The sequence below is a fragment of the Phycicoccus duodecadis genome (assembly GCF_002846495.1).
Classification (GTDB): Bacteria; Actinomycetota; Actinomycetes; order Actinomycetales; family Dermatophilaceae; genus Phycicoccus; species Phycicoccus duodecadis.
Genome location: NZ_PJNE01000001.1, coordinates 2,343,651 through 2,365,369, shown reverse-complemented (window position 1 = coordinate 2,365,369; position 21,719 = coordinate 2,343,651). Strand labels below are relative to the sequence as shown.

The following is a 21,719-nucleotide window of genomic DNA, read 5'->3' as shown; positions in this document are numbered from 1 at the left end:
CCTCAGCCCTCGTCGCGCCAGGACCGCCAGAGCGCGGCGTAGTCGCCGTCGGCCGCGAGCAGCTCGTCGTGCGAGCCCAGCTCGCTGACCCGGCCACCGTCGACGACGGCCACCCGGTCGGCGTCGTGCGCCGTGTGCAGCCGGTGCGCGATGGCCACCACGGTGCGCCCGGTGAGGACCGCTCCGAGTGAGCGCTCGAGGTGGCGTGCTGCCCGCGGGTCGAGCAGCGAGGTGGCCTCGTCGAGCACGAGGGTGTGCGGGTCGGCCAGCACCAGACGGGCCAGGGCGACCTGCTGGGCCTGGGCCTCGGTGAGCTCGTGGCCGCCCGAGCCCACGGTGGTCCCGAGCCCGCGCGGCAGCGCCTCGGCCCACTCGAGGGCGTCGACCGCCTCGAGCGCCGACCGCAGCTCGTCGTCGGTGGCCGTGGGCCGGGGCAGGCGCAGGTTCTCGGCCAGGGTGCCGACGAAGACGTGGTGCTCCTGGGTGACGAGCGCGACCTGGCCGCGCAGCTCGTCGAGCTCGAGGTCGACCAGCGGCACACCGCCGACCGCGATGCGCCCGGTGCGCGGGCCGTCGACGCCTGCCATCAGCCGCCCCAGGGTCGACTTGCCCGCCCCCGACGGACCGACGACCGCGAGGCGCTCGCCGGGGCGGAGGTCGAGCGACACCCCGTGCAGCACGTCCTGGCCGGGCCGGTAGGCGTAGCGGACGTCGTCGACCTCGAGCTGGTCGTCGCGCGGCACGGCACCGGTGGCCACCCGGTCGGGCGGCACCTCGCCGACCCCGAGGATGCGCGACATCGACGTGGCGGCGAACTGGATCTCGTCGAGCATCCCGACCAGCTCACCGAGCGGGTCGAGCAGGCGCTGCACGTAGAGGACGACAGCGGTCGCGGCGGCCACCGGGATGACGCCCTCCCAGGCCAGCCAGCCGCCCCACAGCAGGGCACCGGCGATGGGCGCGAAGAACCCCAGCTCGAGCCAGGGGAACCAGCGCAGCCGCAGGCCCACGGTGTAGCGCTCGGCGGCGTGGCTCTCGGCCACGGCCTCGGCGAACCGCTCGCCGCGCTCCTGCGACAGGCCGAGCGCGTCGACGGTGGCGGCGCCCTCGACGGTCTCTGCGGCCACCCCGTTGAGGCGGGCGTAGGTGGCGTGCTCCCACAGGTAGCCCGGGCCGGCCAGGCGCAGGTAGCGCCGGGTGGGCAGGAACCACACGAGCGGCGTCAGCAGCAGTGGCAGCGCGGCCAGCGGCGACACCAGCACGGTGGCGACGCCGGTGACCAGCACGGTGGTCACCGACACCACGACCGAGGGGATGCCGAAGCGGATGACGTAGCTGATGGCGTCGATGTCGTTGGTCGTGCGGGCGAGCAGGTCGCCGGTGCCGGCCCGCTCGACGGTCGAGAGCGGCAGCCGCACCGCCGAGCCGACGAAGTCCTCGCGCAGCCGCGCGAAGATGCGCTCGGACAGCACGAACGACCCGCGCCGGGCCAGCCAGGTGGCGCCGGTCTCGGCCAGCAGGGCGGCGGCCAGCAGCCCGACCAGCACGTCGATGTCGGTGATGACGGCCCGGCCGGTGGTGACGACCCCGACGACCTGGCCGATGACCCAGGGCCCGGCGAGCCCCACGACCGCGGCCAGCAGGTGCCACAGCAGCACCCCGGCCAGCGGCCGCCGGTGCTCGCGCAGCAGGACCCCCACGTGGGTGCGCACGACCGACCCGGGCGCGATGGGCAGGGTGCGCCGGGCGTGGTCGGTGCGCTCGGACAGCGGCGACATCAGTCCTCCTCGCCGCGGACCACGACGGCCCGGTAGCGGGCGTCGGCACGCGACAGCCCACGGTGGGTGCCGGTGGCGGCGACGCGGCCGTCGACCACGAGGTGCACGACGTCGGCGTGCTCGAGCAGCAGCGGGCTGGCCGTGACCATCACCGTGGTGCGGCCCTTGCGCTGGTCGGCCAGGCGGCCGGCGATGCGCGCCTCGGTGTGGGCGTCGACGGCGCTGGTGGGCTCGACCAGGACCAGCACGTCGGGGTCGCGCAACAGCGCCCGAGCCAGGGCCAGGCGCTGGCGCTGGCCGCCGGACAGCGAGCGGCCGCGCTCCTCGACCTCGCCGTCCATCCCGCCCTCGACCGCGGCCAGGGCGTCGTCGGCGTCGGCGACGGCCAGCGAGGCCATCCGGGCGTCGTCGTCGGGGCCGCCCAGCGCGCCCCGCAGCGGGCCGCTGAACAGCCGGGGGTCGGCCTGCGAGACCAGCACCCGGGCCCGCACGTCGGCCAGCGGCAGGTCGTCGAGGGCGTCGGCCCCCCAGGTGACACCGTGCCGCCCGGGCACCGTGCGGCCGAGCCGGCCGGCGATGGCGGCGGTGTCGTCGGGGCGGGCGGCGACCAGCGCAGTGAGGACGCCGGGCTCGATGGTGACACCGGAGGCGGGGTCGACGAGCGCGGCGTCGGGCGGGACCCAGCCGGTGGGCTCGAGCGCCGCGTGGTCGGGCTCGGTGGCCAGGATGCGCGCGATGCGGCGGCCGGCGACCCGGGTGGTGATGAGCTTGTCGGCCATCTCGACGGCGGTCTGCAGCGGGATGGTGAGGAAGGCGGTGTAGCCGTAGAAGGCGACCAGCTGGCCGGCGCTGATCTGCCCGTCGACGGCCAGGTGGGCGCCCACCCCGGTGACGACGAGCACGAACAGCCCGGGCAGCAGCACCTGGGCCGAGTCGAGGGTGGCCTGGGTGCCGGCCACCCGCACCCCGGCCCGCCGGACGGTCTGCGACTGGGCGCGGTAGCGGGCCAGGAACGAGTCCTCGCCGCCGATGCCGCGCAGCACCCGCAGGCCGCTGACGGTGTCGGCGCCGAGCGCGGTGAGCCGCCCGGCCTCCTCGCGCTGGGCGCTCTGGCGCCGCTGGAGGGGCTTCATGACGAACGCCAGCGAGCCCACGAGCAGCGGGCCGCCGAGCAGCATGATGAGCCCGAGCAGCAGCGAGCCGCGCAGCAGGATGACCGCGACCACGACGAACGACACGACCGCGCCCATGAACCGCGCGAAGACGTCGAAGGTGTGGCCCATCCGCCCGAAGTCGCTGGTGAAGCTGGCCAGCACCTCGCCGGCGGGCATCGTGCGGGTCAGGGCCGGGCCGGTGCGGCGGACCGCGCGGTCGGCGACGACGCCGGCGCGGAAGGCCGCGACGAGCCAGTTCTTGACGGCGAACCAGTGCCGGCCGTTGCCGGCGGCCGCCGACACCGCGCCGAGGCCGAGGACGGCCAGCGACCACAGGGCGAGGGCGCGGCCGTCCCGGGCGACGATGCCGTCGTCGACGGCGCGGCCGACGGCGGCCGGGACCAGCGCGACCGAGAGCATCCACGGGATGCCGAAGCACGCGCCCGCCAGGAGGGATCGCCACTGGCGGCGTGCGAGCCACACGAGCAGACGGTCGGTGTCGGCCGGGGCGTCGTCATCGGGTCGCACGCCGTAGAACCAGGGCGGTCTCGTCGGCATGATGGCTCCACGCTAGGTGCTCGGGCCGACACGGTGCGAACGGGTTTCCGCCCCGCCGCCACCCCGCGTACCCCCCTCCACTTTTCGGGGTGACCCCGAAAAGGTCACCGGACAAGGGTTGCGAGGCGGGGTCTGGTGCAGGAGGTCTTGTCTCGAGCCGGCCCAGGGCCGCTCAGGGCAGCCGGCGTGCCCCGGCGCCCGCCCGGATGGATGCCGCCTCGCGCGACCGGGTGGCGCGGGCGGCGGCCTCCTCCGGGGTGAACGGCAGCTCGACGTAGGCGTCCCCGACCGCGATCTCCCCGCCCTCGACGATGCGGAACACGGTCCCGGCCCGCGCGTGCAGCGCTGCCGCCGCCCCCGGCCCGACCTCGTCGTCGAGGATGCGGCACGGCGCCGCGACCCGCACGACCTCGAGCAGCACCGGACCGACGCGTGCCTGCGCCCCGGGCACCGACACCACTTCGCCGGTGTCGACCGTGATGTTGCGCCGAGTACCGGGGACCGGCACCGGGGCGCCCAGCCGCTCGGCCGCCTCGGCCAGGCGCGCCGCCGACTGCACCGTCACGTGGCGGTGCCGGCTCCCGTGGTAGCGGTCGCCGACCAGCCCCACCCCGGCCTCGGCCACCACCGAGCCGACGGCGCGCATGGGCAGCCGGCGGCCGGGCGCGACGTGGATCGCGGTCACGACGGCATCGGAGACGGCACGGTCGGCGGGGATGGCGGGGGTGGCGGCCATCGCGCCATTGTCGCCGGATGCCGGTCGCGTACCCTCGAGAGGTGCTGCGGACGGCCCTGACCCCGAGGTTCCTCGGGCTGCTGGCGCTGGTCCTCGTGGTCGGCGCCGCCTTCGTCCAGCTCGGCCGCTGGCAGCTCGGCGTCGCGGAGAACAGCGGGCAGCTGGCCGCGCTCGAACGGGCCCGCACCACCGCCGCCGTCCCGCTCACCGACGTCCTGCAGCCGCACTCCGACTTCCCCGGCGAGCTCTCGACCCGCCCGGTCACGATGCGCGGGCACTACACCGACGGCCAGCTCCTGGTGCCCGAGCGCCGGCTCGACGGGCGCACCGGATCGTGGGTGCTCACCCCGTTCGTGGTCGACGACGGCGGTGCCACCCTGCCCGTCGTGCGCGGCTTCGTGCCCGACGGTGCCGACGCCGGACCGCCCCCCACCGGCACGCTCACGCTGGCCGGCGGGCTCGCGCCGCCGGAGTCGCCGTCCGACGTGCCCGCGGGCCCGGGCCAGATCGGCTCGGTCGACACCTCGGTGCTGGTCAACACCTGGCCCGGCGACCTCTACAACGCCTTCCTCTTCCTCCAGCGCGAGGAGCCGGCAGCCGCCACGTCCCTGACCCGCGTGCCGACCCCGGTCGGGTCCACCGGCGTCAACTGGCGCAACGCCGCGTACGCCGTGCAGTGGTGGGTCTTCGCGGCCTTCGCGCTCTGGCTGTGGTGGCGGATGGTGCGCGAGCAGCACGAGCGCTCGACCCGCGAGGCCGCCGCCGGCGACACGGCAGCCGGCGACACCGCCGACCCCGGCGAGCAGCCCGCCGTCACCCCCGTGCCATCGCGGGGGGAGAATGACGTCCGTGAGCACCTCTGAGACGCGCCCTGCGGTCGCCATCGCCCCCGAGGACGTCGACGCCGTCCGGCCCCGCCTGACCTTCTTCAAGGTGATGGCCTTCGCGGTCGGCATCGGCCTGCTCGTCCTCGTGGTCGAGATCATCCTGAGCTACGGCTTCGGGCTGAAGGGCAGCGCCAACCCGCTGGCGTGGTGGCCGCAGCCGCACGGCTTCATCTACATGATCTACCTGGTGGCCACCGCCCTGCTGGGCTTCAAGGTGGGCTGGTCGCTCCCCAAGATGGTGCTGGTGATGTTGGCCGGCTGCGTGCCCTTCCTGTCGTTCTGGGTCGAGCGCCGCGTCGCCGGTGAGGTCGAGTCCGGGCTGGCCGCCGCGCGCCGATAGCCTTGCCCATGTGAGCGACGCCCCCGAGCTGCCGGCCGACCCCTCGCCCGTCGACCCCTCCCACGCGGTGGTCGAGGGCGGCGAGCCCATCCACCTCGCCGACCGCCCGGTGCTGGTCGTCGACTTCGGCGCCCAGTACGCCCAGCTGATCGCCCGGCGGGTGCGCGAGGCCAACTGCTTCAGCGAGGTCGTGCCGCACTCGATGCCCGCGGCCGAGATGCTGGCGAAGGGCCCGGCCGCCATCGTGCTGTCCGGTGGCCCGTCGTCGGTCTACGAGGAGGGCGCGCCGCGCCTCGACCCGGCGCTGCTCGAGGCCGGCGTCCCCGTCTTCGGCATGTGCTACGGCTTCCAGGCGATGGCGCTGGCCCTCGGCGGCCAGGTCGCGAAGACCGGGCTCTCCGAGTTCGGCGCGACCCCGGCCACCATCACCGACACCGCCTCGACCCTGTTCAACGGCCAGCCCGCCGAGCAGTCGGTCTGGATGAGCCACGGCGACTCCGTCGAGCAGCCACCGCCCGGGATGCGCGTCACCGCCACGACCTCCGGCGCCCCGGTCGCGGGCTTCGAGGACGACGAGCGCCGGCTCTACGGCGTGCAGTGGCACCCCGAGGTCATGCACTCCACCTTCGGCCAGCGGGTCCTCGAGAACTTCCTGCTCCGCGGCGCCGGGCTCGCCGGCGAGTGGACGGCCGCCAACGTCGTCGACCAGCTCGTCGACGCCGTGCGCGAGCAGATCGGCACGGGACGAGTCATCTGCGGCCTGTCCGGCGGGGTCGACTCCTCGGTCGCGGCCGCGCTGGTGCAGCGCGCCGTCGGCGACCAGCTGACCTGCGTGTTCGTCGACCACGGGCTGCTGCGGGCCGGCGAGGCCGAGCAGGTGCAGCAGGACTTCGTGGCCGCCACCGGCGTCGACCTGGTCACGGTGGATGCCGCCGACCGCTTCCTCGACGCCCTGGCCGGGGTCAGCGACCCCGAGGAGAAGCGCAAGATCATCGGGCGCGAGTTCATCCGCGTCTTCGAGCAGGCGGCCCGCGACATCGTGGGCGAGCATGCGGCCGACGGCGACCACCCGGTCGAGTTCCTCGTGCAGGGCACGCTCTACCCCGACGTCGTCGAGTCCGGCGGCGGCAGCGGCACCGCGAACATCAAGAGCCACCACAACGTGGGCGGGCTGCCCGACGACCTCCAGTTCACCCTGGTCGAGCCGCTGCGGCTGCTCTTCAAGGACGAGGTGCGCCAGGTCGGTCTCGAGCTGGGCGTGCCCGAGGGCATCGTCTGGCGCCAGCCCTTCCCGGGCCCGGGGCTCGGCATCCGCATCGTCGGCGAGGTGACGAAGGAGCGGCTCGACATCCTGCGCGCGGCCGATCGCATCGCCCGCCACGAGCTGTCGGAGGCGGGGCTCGACCGCGAGATCTGGCAGTGCCCCGTGGTGCTGCTGGCCGACGTCCGCTCCGTCGGGGTGCAGGGCGACGGGCGCACCTACGGCCACCCGGTGGTGCTGCGGCCGGTGTCGTCCGAGGACGCGATGACCGCCGACTGGACGCGCCTGCCCTACGAGGTGCTGGCCCGCATCTCGACCCGCATCACCAACGAGGTGCGCGAGGTCAACCGGGTCGTCCTCGACGTCACCAGCAAGCCGCCGGGCACCATCGAGTGGGAGTGAGGCCGGGGCGCACGACCCGGCGGCCGCCCCGAGCGCCCTGAACGGTCCGACGGATGGTGCCGGTGGGCCGCTGCTCCGACCCACCCGGCCTCCGGGGTGCTGTGACATGACCCGACCCTGGCAACGCGGCCCCGGCCGCCGTGGCAGGCTGGGCCTGTTCACCTCCCGGTACCCCGAGGACGCCCCATGCAGAGCACGACCACGACGGTGACCACGGCCGACGACACCTCCCTCTTCACCCACCGCTGGCTCCCCGACGGTGAGCCGAAGGGGGTCGTGCAGATCGCCCACGGGATGGCCGAGCACTCGGCCCGCTACGCCCGGGTCGCCGAGGCCCTCACCGCGGCCGGGTATGCCGTCTACGCCCACGACCACCGGGGGCACGGCCGCACCGCCGAGGCTGCCGACCACGGCTACTTCGCCGACCGCGACGGCTGGACCCGCGTGGTGGCCGACCTGCGCCAGGTCACCGACCACGCCCGCGCCGAGCACCCGGGGCTGCCGGTGTTCCTCCTCGGGCACTCGATGGGCTCGTTCCTCGCCCGTAGCTACGTCATCCAGGACTCCCACGACCTGGCCGGGCTGGTGCTGTCGGGCACCGCGGGCGACCCCGGCGCGCTGGGCAAGGTCGGCGCCGGCGTCGCGGCGCTCGAGGCGCGGCTGCGCGGGCGGCGGCACACGAGCAGCCTGCTCGACAAGCTGACCTTCGGGCAGTACAACGCCGCCTTCAAGCCCAACCGCACCGACTTCGACTGGCTCAGCCGCGACGAGGCCGAGGTCGACGCCTACGTCGCCGACCCGCTGTGCGGCAACACCTTCACCTCGGGCTTCTTCGCCGACCTGCTGGGCGGCCTCGCCGGTATCAACGACCCCCAGCAGGTGGCCGGCGTACGTCGCGACCTGCCGGTGCTGCTGGTCTCGGGCGACCGCGACCCGGTGGGCGACGGCGGCAAGGGCCCGCGGGCCGTGGCGCAGGCCTACCGCGAGGCCGGCCTCACCGACGTCACCTGCACGCTCTACCCCGAGGCCCGGCACGAGCTCTTCAACGAGACCAACCGCGACGAGGTGCTGGCCGACGTGGTCAGCTGGCTCGACGCGCACCTGCCCGGCTGAGCCCCACGCAGCGACCGCGCGGCAGGCCGGATGCGGGACACGCGCCTGGTCCTGGCTAGGGTTGCCCCGTGCTGAGAACGGCCGCCGCCGTCGTCGCGGGCAAGACCGCTCGAGCCCTCGCCCGTCGTCGGGGCGGTGGCTCGGCCTTCCCTGGGCTGGTGGCCGAGCGCATCCAGCCCCGCATCCTGCGCCGCTCGCTCTCGGGCGTGCACGGCGGCATCGTCGTGGTCAGCGGCACCAACGGCAAGACCACGACCACCAAGATGCTGGTCGCGGTGCTGCGGGCCCACGGGCGCAGCGTCTTCACCAACCCCACCGGCTCGAACTTCACCCGTGGCGTGCTCTCCGAGATGCTGCCGCAGCTGCCGCTCAGCGGCCGGCTGGTCAGCGACATGGTGGTCGTCGAGCTCGACGAGGCCCACGCCATGCGGTTCATCGACGAGGTGCCGCCCACCCACGCGCTGCTGCTCAACGTCGCGCGCGACCAGCTCGACCGGTTCGCCGAGATCGACCACACCGCCGCCCTGCTGGCCCGCCTGGGCGCCGCGAGCACCGAGGGCGTCGTGGCCAACGCCGACGACCCGTTCATCGCCCGCGCCGCCGATGCGGTCGACGTGCCGGTGCACTGGTTCGGCCTCGACGCCTTGATCGCCGACCGACTGCCCGAGCTCACCGAGCACGACGCCCGCTTCGACGACGAGCCCCTCACCCGGGAGTACGGCCCCGGCGACGCGCGGCTGCGGCCGGTCGACGAGCGGGTGTTCGACATCGTGTTCGACGACGTCACGGTCGGCCCGGTCACGCTGCGCCAGCGCGGCCTGGCCGCCATGATCAACGCCACCGCGGCCACCACCACCGCGCGGATGCTGCTGGGTGAGGCCTTCGACGCCGCGACCGCCGCCACCGCGCTGGCCGCGGTGCAGCCGCCGTTCGGGCGCGGCGAGGTCATCATGGTCGACGGCCAGCCGCTCGAGCTGGTGCTGGTGAAGAACCCTGCCGGCTTCGGGGTGGCCCTCTCGACCTACGGCACCACCCCGGTCGCCACCATGATCGCCATCAACGACAACGACGCCGACGGCCGCGACGTGTCGTGGCTCTACGACGTGTCGTTCGCGTCGCTGCGCGAGCGCGGGGTGGCCGTCACCAGCGGCGTGCGGGCCTACGACATGGCGCTCCGGCTGCACTACGACGACGTGCACACCGGCCGGGTGGTGCCCGACCTCGACACCGCGCTCGACGCGTTCACGGCCGGGCACCCCGACGAGCCCAAGCGCATCTTCTGCACCTACACGGCGATGATGGCGCTGCGCCGCACCCTGGCCGCCCGCCACGGCCTGGCCCAGTTCGGAGAGGACGGCCCGCAGTGAGCACCGAGGTCCTCGAGCCCGCCGGCCCCAGCAAGGGCATCATCACCCTCGTCCACCTCTACCCGCGCGAGATGAGCATCTACGGCGACCGCGGCAACACCCACGCGCTCGCGAGCCGCATCCGCCGGCACGGCTACACCGCCGAGGTCGTGCTGCACGACCCGGGCGACGACCTCCGGCACGACGCCCACCTGTTCATGGGCGGCGGCGGCCAGGACTCGGGGCAGGCCCGCGTCGAGGCCGACCTCGAGGCCGTCGGCCCCACCCTGCAGGCGATGGCCGCCGACGGCGTGCCGATGCTCGTCATCTGCGGGATGTACCAGCTGTTCGGCAACTCCTTCCACACCGTCACCGGCCAGGTGCTGCCCGGGCTCGGCGTCCTCGACGTCACCACCCGCGGCAACGACCGGCGGATGATCGGGCCGGTGTGCCTCGAGACCGAGTACGGCCGGGTCGTCGGCTACGAGAACCACTCCGGCTCGACGGTGCTGGGGGAGGGGCAGCAGCCGTTCGGGCGGGTCCTGTCCGGGCACGGCAACAATGGCGAGGACGGCCTCGAGGGTGCGCGCACGCTGAACGTCATCGGCACCTACCTGCACGGCCCCCTGCTGCCGGCCAACCCGATGGTCTCCGACGCGCTCATCGCGGTGGCGGCCGAGCGCGCCACCGGGCGGCCGTTCGAGCCCGAGCCGATGAGCGACCCGCTGGCCGACGAGGCCCGCGAGCGCCAGGTGCGCCGCCTCATCGGCCACCGCTGACCTCCACTTTCTCGCCCGGTGCGGGAACCTTCACCAGCACCCCGGAACGGTTCCGGTGCCCGGATGAAGGTCCCGGTGCTCAGGCCCCCCCGACCGGCCGGCGTACGCCCTCGGGCCGCCCCTGCGCCTCGCCCCACGGCCGGCCGCCACGGCGCCGATAGGGGCGCGCCGTCGCCCGGATGCCAGGATGGCGGGGTGAGCACCGCCGACACCATCGCCGCCGAGTTCGCCCAGTACGTCACCGCGTCGCCCACGGCCTTCCACGCCGCCGCGGTCGCCCGCGACCGTCTCGTGGCCGCCGGCTTCACCGCCCTCGACGAGCACGACGCCTGGCCCACCACGCCGGGCCGCTACGTGGTGGTCCGCGACGGCGCGGTCATCGCGTGGCGGCTGCCGGAGGGCGCCGGCCCCACCACACCCTGGCGCATCCTGGGCGCGCACACCGACAGCCCCGGCTTCCGCCTCAAGCCCACCCCGGTGGTGCGCAGCCACGGCTGGGAGCAGCTCAACGTCGAGGTCTACGGCGGCCCGCTCGTGGCCACCTGGTTCGACCGCGACCTGGCGCTGGCCGGCCGGGTCGTCCGTCCCGACGGCCGCGTCGAGCTGGTCGCCAGCGGCGCCGTGGCGCGCATCCCCAACCTGGCCATCCACCTCGACCGCAACGGCGACACCGGCAGCAACCTCGACCGCCAGCGCCACCTGCTGCCCGTCGTGGGCACCGGCCTCGACGACCGCTCCGGCGCCGACGCCGTGCTGCGCGACCTGCTCGGCGACGCCGTGGCCTGGGACCTGTTCGTCGCCGACACCCAGGCTCCGGCCCGCATCGGGGCCGGCGACGCCTTCCTCGCCTCGGGCCGGATGGACAACCTCACCAGCGTGCACGCCGGCCTGACCGGGCTGCTGGCCGCCCCCGCCGACGCCGGGCACATCCCGGTGCTGGCCGCGTTCGACCACGAGGAGGTCGGCTCGGCCAGCCCGACCGGCGCGGGTGGCCCGTTCCTCGAGGACGTCCTGGGCCGGGTCCGCGAGGGCCTGGGCGCGAGCACGTCGGATGCCGCCCGCTCGGCCCGGGGCTCGTGGCTGCTGTCGAGCGACGCCGGCCACCTGGTGCACCCGAGCTACGCCGAGAAGCACGACCCCACCAACCGGCCCCGGCCCGGGGGCGGCCCGCTGCTCAAGATCAGCGCGAGCCAGCGCTACATGACCGACGCCCGCGGCGAGGCCCTGTTCGCCGCCGCCTGCGAGAGCGCCGGCGTGCCGTGGCAGCCGTTCGTCAACACCAACACCATCCCCGGCGGCTCGACCATCGGGCCCATCGCGGCGACCCGGCTCGGCATCCCGACGGTCGACGTGGGCGTGGGGCTGCTGTCGATGCACTCGGCCCGCGAGCTGGTGCACGTCGACGACCTCGCGGCTCTGCACGGGGCGGTCGCGGCCTTCCTGGCGGGCTGACCGCCGCCCGGGCCGCCCCCGGAGCCACCTCAGCCCGGGTCGTCCTCGGCCCTCGGCGCGGCGCCGGCGTCGCGGAGCAGGTCCGGGACGCTGACCGGCCGCGCGGCCGCCAGCGTGGGTTCGGCGCCCTCCTCGGGCGGCTCGACCTTCGTGCTGAGCGACCACAGCAGCCAGCCGAGCCCTCCCAGCGGGACCTCCATGAGGTGGGTCAGGATCGAGAACAGGACGACGCCGGCCGAGGCGGCGGCGGGGTGGGCACCCCAGCCGACCAGCACGATCGTGGTGGTGGCCTCGGTGACGCCCACCCCGCCGGGCGTGATGCCGACCGCGCTGAGCAGGCGCCCGATGGCGTACGCCGCGAACAGCAGGTTCAGCGCCAGACCCACGCCGGTCTGGCGCATCACCAGGACGAAGAGCAGGTAGTAGACGCCGAAGAAGCAGATCATCCCCAGCGTCATCGACCACCAGCGCCACCGGACGATGTCGATGATGCGGGCCCGCAGGTCGGTGACGAGGGCGGCGACCGACATCGGCGAGTGGGGGCGGCGACGGCGCACCAGCGGCCCGACGACCCGGTCGACGAGGGCTCCGATGCGCTGCGCCACCCGCTCGCTGGCCAGCATCCCGACGACGGCGGCGATGATGCCCAGACCGGTGACCGACCCGGCGATCGCGAGGTCGATGAGGGCCCGGGGCAGCGTGACCCCCCCGGCCATGAGCAGCAGGATGGCGACGACCGGCAGCGCGATGCGGGCCAGCACGTTCCAGACCCCGGTGACGATGGCCGAGGTGGAGGTGGCCCGGCGTGAGAAGCCCCACGAGCGGCAGATGGCGTAGGTGGCGGCCAGCCCGACCGCGCCGCCCCCGGGCAGCAGGTTCGAGACCGACGAGCCGCACAGGTTGATGACCAGCGCCTTGCCGTGGCTGAGCCCCCGCAGCGACCCGGTGAAGGTGAAGGTGTAGCTGTAGAGGCCGAGCAGCATCAGGGCCTGGAGACCGATGGCGACCTGCGGCGGGACGCTGCGGATGACCGTCCAGATGTCGGCCCACGACGTCTTCGCGAAGTACGGCAGCCCCCAGGCCAGCAGCACCACGGCCAGCGTCATCCCCAGCCCGAACTGGAGGAGCTGGCGGCGGTGCGTGGGCACGGCGACCGGCACCCTCACGGCAGCCCCTCGAAGATGTCGCTGCTCACGGTGCCCCCCGGTGGTCTGGTCGGGTCGCGGAACCACTCGCGCCCGAACACCAGATCGTAGAGCGGCCGGGGGATGCGGAGGAAGGCCGCGAGGGTGCGGTCGCCCGTCTGGGCCCCCGCGCCGGGCTCCAGCGCGCCCCCGCCGCTCGCCTGGGAGGCGTGCGCCCGCATCGAGGCGCGCTTGGCCGGGACATGGCGGCGCACGTCGATGCGGTGGGTGATGTCGGCCCGCGCGGTGAACGCCCGCTCGAAGCTCGTGGGGTCGAACTCGGCCGGGAAGCGGTAGACCCGGTCCACGGCCCGGATGGCGCGCACGATGGTGTCGCGGGGGACCGTGGCCTCGAGGACGCGGGGCGTGCCCGCGATCTCGGCGGCCCGGGCGGCCACCTCGTGCACGCGCCGGTGGTCGCGGTGGCCGTAGCCGCCGTTGGCGTCGTACGAGAGCAGGACGTCGGCGCGCTCGGTGCGCAGTACGGCGGCCAGACGCTCGGCGGCCTCCTCGAGCGGGGCCCGACAGAAGCGGGTGAGCCCGGGGGCGTCCGGCTCGGGCTCGGGGCCGCTGCCACTGTCGGCGTAGCCCAGCCACTCGAGGCGGGCGACCCCGAGGGCGGCGGCCGAGCGCTCGGCCTCGCGCAGGCGCAGCCGCCCGAGGTCGTCGTCGCGGCGCAGCGTGTCGGCCGCGAGCCCCGCCCCGCCGTCGGTGGCCAGGACCAGGACGACCCGGTGGCCCTCGGCCGCGGCGCGGGCCATCGTGCCCGCGGTGAGCAGGGCCTCGTCGTCGGGGTGGGCGTGGAACGCCACCAGGGTGCGGGACATCGTTGCCCATCCTCGCGCATGGCAGGGTGGACCCTCGTGAAGGTCGCCCTCCTGTCGGACTGCTACCCGCCCCGGTTGGGCGGTATCGAGCGTCAGGTGCACGACCTCGCACACCACCTGGCGGGGGCGGGGCACACCGTCGAGGTGTTCACGGCGACGGCCGGGTCGGGGGGCGAGCGGGGCGGGGCGCGCACGACCGAGGCCGAGGCAGCGGGCCACAGCGTGGTGGTGCACCGGATGGCCCTGCCGCTGCCGGGCGGCGTGCCGGTCAACCCGTTCGCACCGCCCGAGGTCCGCCGGCGGCTCGAGGCCGGCGGCTTCGACGTGGCGCACGCGCACCTCGGGGTCGTCAGCCCGTTCGCCGCCGACCTCGTGGGTACGGCGCTGGCGGCAGGGCTGCCGGTGGCGGCGACCTTCCACTGCGTCCTCGGGCCGGCGCTGCCCGCGGTACGCCTCGTCGGGCAGGCGCGGCGCTGGGCCGGGCGGGGTGTGGCGCTGAGCGCGGTCTCGCGGATGGCCGCCGAGGAGGTCTCGCGGGCGGCCGGGGGCGCCGAGGTGGCGGTGCTCAACAACGGCATCGACGTGGACTGGTGGGCGCCGCGGGACGAGGCGCCGCACGGGGCGGGCGTGCACGTGGTGACGGCGATGCGGCTGGTCTCGCGCAAGCGCCCGCTGGCCCTGCTGGGGGCGCTGCACCGGGCCCGGGCCCTGCTCGACCCGGCCGTGCCGCTGCACGCGACCATCGCCGGCGAGGGGCCGCAGCGCCGGGCCATGGAGGCCTTCCTGCGGGCTCGCGGGATGGCGTGGGTCGCGCTGCCCGGTCGGCTCGACCGCGAGGGGTTGCGTCGGCTGCACCACTCCGGCGACGTCTACGTCTCCGCGGCGCGGCTCGAGGCGTTCGGCATCGCGGCCCTGGAGGCCCGGGCCGCGGGGGTGCCGGTGGTGGCCCTGCGCGGTACCGGGGTCGACGACGTCGTCACCCCTGGGGTCGACGGGCTGCTGGTCGACGACGACGAGGGGCTGGCGGTGGCGGTGGCGGGGCTGGCCGCCGACCCGGGGCGGCGCGAGGCGCTGCGCGCTCATCTGCGGGCCGTCCCGCCGCGGCAGGGCTGGGCCGGCACGGTCGAGGCGACCCTGGCCGAGTACCGGCGGGCCGGGGCGGCCTCGTGATCACCGTCGTGGGGTTGGTCGGGGGCGAGGAGGTCGTCCGGTTCGTCCTCGCGCACGGGGAGGACCCGCACGACGGGCTGCGCGCCCGGGGCTGGAGTGCCGGTGAGGTGCAGGCGCACGGCGCGCTGGGCCGGCTGGTGCTCGAGTTCGCGGTGCATCCCGTCGTCGCGCCGGGGGGCGCCGCGCCCGGGCGGCCGCACGGCCCGGGCCTGACCGACACCGAGCGCCGCGGCGTCACCCCGCGACAGCGGGTCGCGGCCTACGCGGTGGTGGTGGCCGACGGGTCGCTGCTGCTGACCCAGCTGTCGTCGGCCACCGGCGCCGGGGGCCGCTGGAACCTGCCCGGGGGCGGGGTGGACGAGGGCGAGACACCGGCGGCCGCCGTGGTGCGCGAGGTGGCGGAGGAGACCGGCCAGGTCGTGGTCGACGTGCGGCTGCGCGAGGTGATGACCCAGCACTGGGTGGGGCACTCCCCGCGCGGGGCCGAGGACTACCACGCGGTGCGGCTGCTGCACACCGCGCGATGCCCGGAGCCGACCCCGGCCGTGGTGCACGACGTCGGTGGGTCGACCTCGGCCGCGCGCTGGGTGCCGTGGGCCGAGCTCGGCGCGATGCCGGTCGTGGCGAGCGTCCCGAGGGCGGTCCGGGCGGCCGGCCTGCCGTGGGACCACCCGTGGCCTCAGTCCTGAACGCGGTTGCCGCGCAGGCCGATCAGCCCGACCAGCACCACCAGGAGGCCGCCGGCCACGACGGCCCAGGGGCCGAGGGTCGACCACGGGACGCTGACGTCGGCCACCTCGGTGAGCAGGACCGCCCCGGCGACCACCAGCCCCAGCACCGCGATGACCAGCCCGAACGGGGCGGGCCCGCGGCGGTGGACCGGGGCGCCCGGTGCGGGGGTGGCTGCGGCGGCGTCCACGACGCCGGGGGAGTGGGCCGCGCCGGGGGAGGTGTGCGCGGGCTCCTCGTCGGCGAGGCCCAGCCGGTCGGACAGGGGTCGGGTGTCGTCGGTGCTCATGGTCACTGCTCCTCGATGGTGATGTCGCCGAGGCCGACCTCGGTGGTGACGACGACGTCGGGCGTGCCGCCGGCCCCGACGACGGCGTCGTACGTGAAGTCGGTGCCCGGGTCGCCGTTCTGGGGGGCCTGGGTCAGCGACCCCGGGCGGCCGTAGCTGACCGTCCCGGCGCCCACGCTGTTCTCGACCCGGACGTCCAGCCCCGGCGGGACCTCGATCCGCAGCGAGCCGGCCCCGATCTGCACCGACACCCGCAGCGGCGCGTCGGCGCCGGGCGCCGCGGCCGTGAGGTCCGTGAGGTTCGTCAGGTCGAGGGTGGCGTCGCCCACCCCCAGCGTGTAGGTCACCGGCGTGACGGCGGCCGTGGGGGTCCACGTCCGGTCGCCCGTCCCGCCGACGCCGGCGGGCGAGTGGGCCACGAGGACCCCGAAGACGGTGGCGAGGGTCAGGGCCACGGTGAGGAAGCCGCTGAAACCGGACGCCCGCCCGGTGAGCGCGAGCCCGAGCACCACCAGGGAGGTGCCGGCGAGGGCGAGCGTGAGGCCCAGCAGCACCGGCTCCCCGGGGAAGCCCAGTGGCCCGGCGAGGACGACCCCGAGGCCGACCAGGGCGGCGGCGAGGCCGAGCGAGACGAGGCCGACGTAGCCGCTGGGGCGCCGCCGGCGCGGGCGCGGCGGGGCGGGTGGCAGAGGGGGCCGGGGGGGCGCCCAGGGGCCGTACCCCGTGGGTGGGGCGGCCGGCATCCCGGAGCCGTAGGGCGCAGTGCCGGTGGTGACCGGGGCCGCCATGGCACTGGCGGGCGGCGCGAAGGAGCTGGTGGGGCCGGACATCGGCGTGCCTCCCGGAGGCGGTGGGGGGACGGGGGCGCCGGGGGGCGCGGGGTAGGGCGCGTAGCCGGTGGCCTCGCCCCACTGCTGGTGCCCGCCCGAGCGGCTGCGGTTCACCAGCAGCCAGACGACGAGCCCGACCGGCAGCAGCAGCCACAGCGAGCCGCCCCAGTGGTCGTTGCCGGTGCCGAGCGAGAGCAGGCCGCCGACGACGAACAGGGCGGTCACCACGCCGAGGACGACGGCCCAGGCGTCGCCGTGCCGCACCGCGCGTTCCACCAGGACGGTGCCGCGGGTGTCGGGCAGCGCCAGCCAGAGCACGAGGTAGACCGGTACCCCCACCCCGCCGGCGATGGTCAGGGCGATGGCGGCGGCGCGGATGAGCAGCGGGTCCACGCCGAAGCGGGCGGCCAGGCCGGAGCACACCCCGCCGAACCAGCGGTGGTCGGTGTCGCGGCGCACGTCGCTGCGGTGCAGCCGCTCGAAGACGTCGTCGAGGGCGCCGGCCGCACGCGGTGGGGGCGACTGGTCCTGGGTCGGGGTGTCCGTCATGGTCATCACCTTCCCGTCCGCACGGGGTCGGCCGCCATGAGGGTCGACCCTGAACCACCCCTGACCGCACCCCGGGGACGGGGTCGGTCACGGGTCCGGTGCGTCAGGATGGGGGCGTGCCCACCCCCTACGAGCCCGCCGCGTCCCGCGCGTGGGCCGCGTCCGCGCCGTCGCCGGCGCCCGTGTCGACCCGGCCCCCGCTGGTGCGCTCGCGGTCGGCCGGGTGGACCCCCGGGGTGTGCGACGCGGTCGCGCGGCACCTCGGCGTCTCGCGCCGGCTGGTGCGGGTCGCGTTCGTGGTGCTGGCCCTGTCCGGGGGTGCCGGGGTGGCGGCCTACCTGTTCCTCTGGGCGCTGACGTCCGAGTCCGAGGGGGTGGCTCCCAGCGGCGGGGCCCGGGGCTGGTCCGAGCGGCAGCGCTCGGCGGTCCTGCTGCTGGGGGGCGGTGCGGCCGTCGTCGTGGGGCTGGCGCTGCTCGTCCCGGGTCTCGGTGTCTCGCTGCGGGGCTCGGGCATCCTGCCGGTCCTGGTCATCGCCGTGGGGGCCGTGGTGGCCTGGTCGACGCTCGACGAGGCGCAGCGCTCGCGGTGGCTCGCCGGCCGGCCCGGGGGGATGACCTGGGTGCGCGTCGCGCTGGGCGCGGGGCTGGCGCTGCTCGGCATCCTGGTCCTGATGACCCGGGGTCGCTCCGTCTCGGTCGTCTGGGACGCCATGCTGGCGGCGCTGTCGGTGCTGGTCGGTGCCCTCATCATCGCCGCGCCCTGGGCCGTCCGGCTCTGGAGCGACTTCCGCCGCGAGCAGGTGGCCGCCGCCCGGGCCACCGAGCGCGCCGACATCGCCGCCCACCTGCACGACTCGGTGCTGCAGACGCTGGCCCTCATCCAGCGCCAGGCCGACGACGGGCAGGCCGTCACCCGGCTGGCCCGAGCCCAGGAACGCGAGCTGCGGACCTGGCTCTACTCCGGGCCGCAGGGCTCGCAGCAGTCGCTCGCGGCCGCGGTCACCGAGGTCGCCCACGAGGTCGAGGACCTGCACGGGGTGCCGGTCGACCTCGTCGTCACCGGTGACCGGCCCTTCGAGCAGCACGGGGCCGCCCTCTCCCGGGCGCTGCGCGAGGCCCTCCTCAACGCCGTCCGCCATGCCACCCCGCCCGTCACCGCCTACGTCGAGATCGGGCCGGGCGGGGTCGAGGCGTTCGTGCGCGACCGCGGCGCCGGCTTCGACCTCGAAGCCGTCCCGGACGACCGGCTGGGCGTGCGCCAGTCGCTCCTCGGCCGGATGGAGCGCCACGGCGGCTCCGCCCGGGTCCGCCGCCGCGACGACGGCACCGAGGTCGAGCTCCGACTCCCGCCCCTCGAAGGAGAGCAGTCATGACCCCCGTCCCCACCCCCGTCCCCGCGTCCTCGTCCGGCCCGGTCCGCGTCGTCCTGGTCGACGACCACCGGATGTTCCGCACCGGTGTCCGGGCCGAGCTCACCGAGGCGATGGCGGGCGGTGCTCCCGTGTGCGAGTTCGTCGGTGAGGCGCCCGACGTCGACAGCGCGATCGCGGTCATCCGCAAGGAGACTCCCGACGTGGTGCTGCTCGACGTGCACCTGCCCGGTGGCTCGGGCAACGGCGGCGGCGACGTCATCCGCGGGTGTGCCGGCGTCGAGACCGCCTCGGGGGCGCCGGTGCGCTTCCTGGCGCTGTCGGTCTCGGACGCCGCGGAGGACGTCATCGCCGTCATCCGGGCCGGGGCGCGCGGCTACGTCACGAAGACCATCAACGCGCGCGACCTGGTGACCGCCATCCGGCGGGTGGCGGACGGCGACGCGGTGTTCTCGCCGCGGCTGGCCGGCTTCGTGCTCGACGCGTTCGGGGCGGCGGCGGGCGAGATCGCCGAGGTCGACGAGGAGCTCGACCGGCTCTCGGCCCGCGAGCGCGAGGTGATGCGGCTCATCGCCCGCGGCTTCCAGTACAAGGAGGTCGCCAAGGAGCTGTTCATCTCGGTCAAGACCGTCGAGACCCACGTGTCGTCGGTGCTGCGCAAGCTCCAGCTGAGCTCGCGCCACGAGCTGACGGCGTGGGCGATGGGCCGCCGCCTCGTCTGAGGCGGCCCCCTAGGCTGGGGGCATGGACCTCCTCGAGAACGTCTTCGTCCTGCTGCACCTGCTGGGGATGGCCGCCATCGTCGGCAGCGCGGTGTTCGTCGCGCGCGGGCGTTCGACCCCCGCGCTGCTGTGGGGTGCCCGGGCCCAGATCGTCAGCGGGCTGATCCTGGTCGGCATCGCCGAGGCGGGCGCGGACCCGGTGAACCACGCCAAGATCGGCGTGAAGCTGGTCGTCGCGATCGCCGTCGCCGCCTGCGCCGAGATCGCCGCCGCCAAGGTCCGCAAGGGCGAGGGTGAGCGCCCGCAGCTGGTGACGGCCGCCGGTGCGCTCGCCGTGCTCAACGCCGCCATCGCGGTGCTCTGGGTCTCCGGGTCCTGAGTGGCCCGGCGGGCGGATGCCCGCTGCCTGGGGCGGGCGTGGCGACGCCCCCGGCAGGCTTGCGGCTCAGGGGAGCAGCAGGAGTTTGCCCTGGGTGCGCCGGCCCTCGAGGTCCTCGTACGCCCGGGCCGCGTCGCGCAGGTCGTATCGCCCCCCGACCGCGATCTCGAGCGTGCCGTCGGCCACCTGCCGGAACACCTCGTCGGCCCGCCACTCGAGCTCGGCCCGGTCCCGCAGGTAGTGGCCCAGGGTGGGGCGGGTCAGGAAGAGCGAGCCCCCCGAGTTGAGCCGCTGGATGTCGAAGGGCGGCACCTGCCCGCTCGAGGCCCCGAACAGGGCCAGGGTGCCGCGGGGACGCAGCGACGCCAGCGACGCGTCGAAGGTGTCCTTGCCGACCCCGTCGTAGGCGACGTCGACGCCCCGGCCGCCGGTGGCCTCGTCGATGGCGGCGGCCAGGTCGGCGACGGCGCGGTAGTCGATCACGTGGTCGGCGCCGCGGCCGCGGGCCGTCTCGCACTTCTCGGGGCCACCGGCGGTCGCCACCACCATGCCGCCGAGGCGCTTGACCATCTGCACGAGGAGCTGACCGACCCCGCCGGCGGCGGCGTGCACGAGGGCCACGGTGCCCTCCTCGACGGGGAACGTGCTGCGGACCAGATAGTGGGCCGTCAGGCCCTGGAGCATCACGGCCGCCGCGTCGTCCAGGTCGACGCCGGCAGGGACGTGGACCACCCTCGCGGCCGGCTGCACCGAGTAGCGCGCGGCGCTGCCGAGGCCCTGCGGCCAGGCCACCCGGTCACCGACGGCGAACCCGTCGACGCCCGCGCCGATCTCGACCACGGTGCCCGCACCCTCGTTGCCGGAGACGAACGGGGTCTGCATGGGGTAGACGCCCTCACGCTGGTAGACGTCGATGAAGTTCACCCCGACGGCACTGACCTCGACCAGGAGCTCCCCCTCGCCGGGATGCCCCGCGGCCCGGTCCTCGACGGTGAGGACGTCGCGCCCTCCGGGGCGGGTGACGACGAGGGCGGGGCCGATGAGGTCGCTCATCCCGCCAGCGTAGGGGGGCTCACGCGCCGGTGGGGACCCAGTACCGGCGCTTGCCGCCGCGCACGTCCTCGAGCACCCCGCCCGCGGACTCGATGACCCGGGCCGAGCCGACGTTGGTCTCGTCACAGGTCAGCAGGGCCGGGTCGATGCCGAGATCGTGGGCCCGGGGGAGGGCCAGTCTCAGAGCCGCCGTGGCGACGCCCCGCCGACGGGCGGAGGGGCGCACCGAGTAGCCGATGTGGCCCGCGGCCTCCAGCAGGAACGGGGTGAGCCGGTGCCGGATCGAGAGTGACCCGAGGTAGGTGTCGGGGTCGGCGTCGTCGATGACCCAGAGGAAGGTGCACGGCACGTGGCCGGCCGGCCGGGGCGAGTCCTCGCGGGCCTGGTCGAGGCGGTGGGCGGCGAAGCGCTCGAAGCCCTCCGGCGTCTCGAGCCCGGCGCGGGTGAAGGTGACCCCGGCGAATCCCTCGTCCGGCGCCTCGACCCAGACGCCGTCGCCGTCACGGTGGCCCTCGCCGATCGCGACGAACTCGTCGTGGGCCGCGAGGTAGGACTCGCGCAGCGCGGCGTCGGGGGCGCGGAGGGCGATCATCCGCCGACGGTAGGCGAGCGCGTGCCGCGACCGCCAACCGGTTTCCGGGTGGGCTCTCGGTTGCTCCCGGTGGTGGGGCGGGCGGTTGCGGGGTGGGTGCGGGGGTGGGCTCTCGGTTGCTCCCGGTGGTGGGGCGGGCGGTTGCGGGGTGGGTGCGGGGGTGGGCTCTCGGTTGCTCCCGGTGGTGGGGCGGGAGGTCGGAGGGGCGTGTGCGTCACG

The 21,719-nt window shown here is 75.5% G+C and carries 21 protein-coding genes; 12 read left to right on the top strand and 9 right to left on the bottom strand.

What is annotated here, in order from left to right:
- Window positions 1-2: 2 nt before the first annotated feature.
- From ATL31_RS11075 to ATL31_RS11065, 3 genes are all read right to left on the bottom strand, one after another.
- Window positions 3-1,778, bottom strand: a complete 1,776-nt coding sequence (locus tag ATL31_RS11075; RefSeq protein WP_101395820.1) for an ABC transporter ATP-binding protein — start codon at window positions 1,776-1,778, stop codon at window positions 3-5.
- Complete coding sequence (locus tag ATL31_RS17110; RefSeq protein WP_101395819.1) at window positions 1,778-3,490, bottom strand: ABC transporter transmembrane domain-containing protein; 1,713 nt, start codon at window positions 3,488-3,490, stop codon at window positions 1,778-1,780. The genes ATL31_RS11075 and ATL31_RS17110 overlap by 1 nt, the downstream gene beginning before the upstream one ends.
- A 172-nt stretch (window positions 3,491-3,662) precedes the next feature.
- The gene (locus ATL31_RS11065) at window positions 3,663-4,226 is read right to left on the bottom strand and encodes an MOSC domain-containing protein (RefSeq protein WP_101395818.1); all 564 of its coding nucleotides are present in this window, start codon (window positions 4,224-4,226) and stop codon (window positions 3,663-3,665) included.
- 41 nt (window positions 4,227-4,267) lie between these two features.
- Between ATL31_RS11065 and ATL31_RS11060 the strand changes: the two genes are divergently transcribed.
- The 7 genes from ATL31_RS11060 to ATL31_RS11025 all read left to right on the top strand — a co-directional run bounded on the left by ATL31_RS11060 (window position 4,268) and on the right by ATL31_RS11025 (window position 11,806).
- Window positions 4,268-5,089: an SURF1 family protein gene (locus tag ATL31_RS11060; protein ID WP_101395817.1), complete on the top strand. Its 822-nt coding sequence runs from the start codon at window positions 4,268-4,270 to the stop codon at window positions 5,087-5,089.
- Window positions 5,067-5,453 (top strand): DUF3817 domain-containing protein, encoded by a 387-nt coding sequence (locus ATL31_RS11055; protein WP_055810613.1) that lies wholly within the window; start codon window positions 5,067-5,069, stop codon window positions 5,451-5,453. Before ATL31_RS11060 ends, ATL31_RS11055 begins: the two co-directional genes overlap by 23 nt.
- A gap of 67 nt (window positions 5,454-5,520) precedes the next feature.
- Window positions 5,521-7,116 carry a glutamine-hydrolyzing GMP synthase gene (gene guaA, locus ATL31_RS11050; RefSeq protein ID WP_281256278.1) on the top strand — a complete coding sequence of 532 codons (1,596 nt, stop codon included), beginning with the start codon at window positions 5,521-5,523 and terminating at the stop codon, window positions 7,114-7,116.
- A 186-nt stretch (window positions 7,117-7,302) separates the two neighbouring features.
- Window positions 7,303-8,229 carry an alpha/beta hydrolase gene (locus ATL31_RS11045; protein ID WP_101395816.1) on the top strand — a complete coding sequence of 309 codons (927 nt, stop codon included), beginning with the start codon at window positions 7,303-7,305 and terminating at the stop codon, window positions 8,227-8,229.
- A 68-nt stretch (window positions 8,230-8,297) separates the two neighbouring features.
- Window positions 8,298-9,596 carry a DUF1727 domain-containing protein gene (locus ATL31_RS11040; protein WP_101395815.1) on the top strand — a complete coding sequence of 433 codons (1,299 nt, stop codon included), beginning with the start codon at window positions 8,298-8,300 and terminating at the stop codon, window positions 9,594-9,596.
- On the top strand, window positions 9,593-10,354 hold the full coding sequence (locus ATL31_RS11035) for a type 1 glutamine amidotransferase (RefSeq protein ID WP_101395814.1): 762 nt from the start codon (window positions 9,593-9,595) through the stop codon (window positions 10,352-10,354). The genes ATL31_RS11040 and ATL31_RS11035 overlap by 4 nt, the downstream gene beginning before the upstream one ends.
- Window positions 10,355-10,549: 195 nt before the next feature.
- On the top strand, window positions 10,550-11,806 hold the full coding sequence (locus tag ATL31_RS11025; RefSeq protein WP_245862310.1) for a M18 family aminopeptidase: 1,257 nt from the start codon (window positions 10,550-10,552) through the stop codon (window positions 11,804-11,806).
- Window positions 11,807-11,835: 29 nt separating this feature from the next.
- Here ATL31_RS11025 and ATL31_RS11020 read toward each other — a convergent pair whose 3' ends face one another.
- Both ATL31_RS11020 and ATL31_RS11015 read right to left on the bottom strand, forming a co-directional pair.
- On the bottom strand, window positions 11,836-12,972 hold the full coding sequence (locus ATL31_RS11020; protein WP_245862307.1) for a lysylphosphatidylglycerol synthase transmembrane domain-containing protein: 1,137 nt from the start codon (window positions 12,970-12,972) through the stop codon (window positions 11,836-11,838).
- Window positions 12,969-13,817 carry a PIG-L deacetylase family protein gene (locus ATL31_RS11015; RefSeq protein ID WP_101395812.1) on the bottom strand — a complete coding sequence of 283 codons (849 nt, stop codon included), beginning with the start codon at window positions 13,815-13,817 and terminating at the stop codon, window positions 12,969-12,971. The genes ATL31_RS11020 and ATL31_RS11015 overlap by 4 nt, the downstream gene beginning before the upstream one ends.
- Window positions 13,818-13,853: 36 nt before the next feature.
- Between ATL31_RS11015 and ATL31_RS11010 the strand changes: the two genes are divergently transcribed.
- Window positions 13,854-14,987, top strand: a complete 1,134-nt coding sequence (locus ATL31_RS11010; RefSeq protein WP_245862304.1) for a glycosyltransferase family 4 protein — start codon at window positions 13,854-13,856, stop codon at window positions 14,985-14,987.
- Window positions 14,984-15,676 (top strand): NUDIX hydrolase, encoded by a 693-nt coding sequence (locus ATL31_RS11005; RefSeq protein WP_101395810.1) that lies wholly within the window; start codon window positions 14,984-14,986, stop codon window positions 15,674-15,676. Before ATL31_RS11010 ends, ATL31_RS11005 begins: the two co-directional genes overlap by 4 nt.
- Here ATL31_RS11005 and ATL31_RS11000 read toward each other — a convergent pair.
- A complete protein-coding gene (locus tag ATL31_RS11000) occupies window positions 15,667-16,005 on the bottom strand; it encodes a hypothetical protein (protein WP_101395809.1) in 339 nt (112 codons plus the stop codon). The two genes, ATL31_RS11005 and ATL31_RS11000, sit on opposite strands and share 10 nt — an antisense overlap.
- A gap of 2 nt (window positions 16,006-16,007) precedes the next feature.
- The gene (locus tag ATL31_RS10995; RefSeq protein ID WP_158239839.1) at window positions 16,008-17,384 is read right to left on the bottom strand and encodes a PspC domain-containing protein; all 1,377 of its coding nucleotides are present in this window, start codon (window positions 17,382-17,384) and stop codon (window positions 16,008-16,010) included.
- A 116-nt stretch (window positions 17,385-17,500) separates the two neighbouring features.
- Here ATL31_RS10995 and ATL31_RS10990 point away from each other — a divergent pair, with 116 nt between their 5' ends.
- The 3 genes from ATL31_RS10990 to ATL31_RS10980 are packed head-to-tail and all read left to right on the top strand — an operon-like array spanning window position 17,501 to window position 19,855.
- A complete protein-coding gene (locus tag ATL31_RS10990) occupies window positions 17,501-18,757 on the top strand; it encodes an ATP-binding protein (protein ID WP_245862300.1) in 1,257 nt (418 codons plus the stop codon).
- Window positions 18,754-19,476: a LuxR C-terminal-related transcriptional regulator gene (locus ATL31_RS10985; protein ID WP_101395807.1), complete on the top strand. Its 723-nt coding sequence runs from the start codon at window positions 18,754-18,756 to the stop codon at window positions 19,474-19,476. The genes ATL31_RS10990 and ATL31_RS10985 overlap by 4 nt, the downstream gene beginning before the upstream one ends.
- Before the next feature lie 22 nt (window positions 19,477-19,498).
- Complete coding sequence (locus ATL31_RS10980; RefSeq protein WP_101395806.1) at window positions 19,499-19,855, top strand: hypothetical protein; 357 nt, start codon at window positions 19,499-19,501, stop codon at window positions 19,853-19,855.
- A gap of 66 nt (window positions 19,856-19,921) precedes the next feature.
- Here ATL31_RS10980 and ATL31_RS10975 read toward each other — a convergent pair whose 3' ends face one another.
- Both ATL31_RS10975 and ATL31_RS10970 read right to left on the bottom strand, forming a co-directional pair.
- A complete protein-coding gene (locus ATL31_RS10975; RefSeq protein WP_211284018.1) occupies window positions 19,922-20,908 on the bottom strand; it encodes a quinone oxidoreductase family protein in 987 nt (328 codons plus the stop codon).
- A 19-nt stretch (window positions 20,909-20,927) separates the two neighbouring features.
- Window positions 20,928-21,500: a GNAT family N-acetyltransferase gene (locus ATL31_RS10970; RefSeq protein WP_101395805.1), complete on the bottom strand. Its 573-nt coding sequence runs from the start codon at window positions 21,498-21,500 to the stop codon at window positions 20,928-20,930.
- Window positions 21,501-21,719: the final 219 nt, after the last annotated feature.

Coding starts and splice junctions, on each gene's coding strand:
- ATL31_RS11075 (WP_101395820.1), bottom strand. CDS start 1,778: ATGTCGCCGCTGTCCGAGCGCACCGACCACGCCCGGCGCACCCTGCCC.
- ATL31_RS17110 (WP_101395819.1), bottom strand. CDS start 3,490: ATGCCGACGAGACCGCCCTGGTTCTACGGCGTGCGACCCGATGACGAC.
- ATL31_RS11065 (WP_101395818.1), bottom strand. CDS start 4,226: ATGGCCGCCACCCCCGCCATCCCCGCCGACCGTGCCGTCTCCGATGCC.
- ATL31_RS11055 (WP_055810613.1), top strand. CDS start 5,067: ATGACGTCCGTGAGCACCTCTGAGACGCGCCCTGCGGTCGCCATCGCC.
- ATL31_RS11045 (WP_101395816.1), top strand. CDS start 7,303: ATGCAGAGCACGACCACGACGGTGACCACGGCCGACGACACCTCCCTC.
- ATL31_RS11015 (WP_101395812.1), bottom strand. CDS start 13,817: ATGTCCCGCACCCTGGTGGCGTTCCACGCCCACCCCGACGACGAGGCC.
- ATL31_RS11000 (WP_101395809.1), bottom strand. CDS start 16,005: ATGAGCACCGACGACACCCGACCCCTGTCCGACCGGCTGGGCCTCGCC.
- ATL31_RS10995 (WP_158239839.1), bottom strand. CDS start 17,384: ATGACGGACACCCCGACCCAGGACCAGTCGCCCCCACCGCGTGCGGCC.
- ATL31_RS10985 (WP_101395807.1), top strand. CDS start 18,754: ATGACCCCCGTCCCCACCCCCGTCCCCGCGTCCTCGTCCGGCCCGGTC.
- ATL31_RS10980 (WP_101395806.1), top strand. CDS start 19,499: ATGGACCTCCTCGAGAACGTCTTCGTCCTGCTGCACCTGCTGGGGATG.
- ATL31_RS10975 (WP_211284018.1), bottom strand. CDS start 20,908: ATGAGCGACCTCATCGGCCCCGCCCTCGTCGTCACCCGCCCCGGAGGG.
- ATL31_RS10970 (WP_101395805.1), bottom strand. CDS start 21,500: ATGATCGCCCTCCGCGCCCCCGACGCCGCGCTGCGCGAGTCCTACCTC.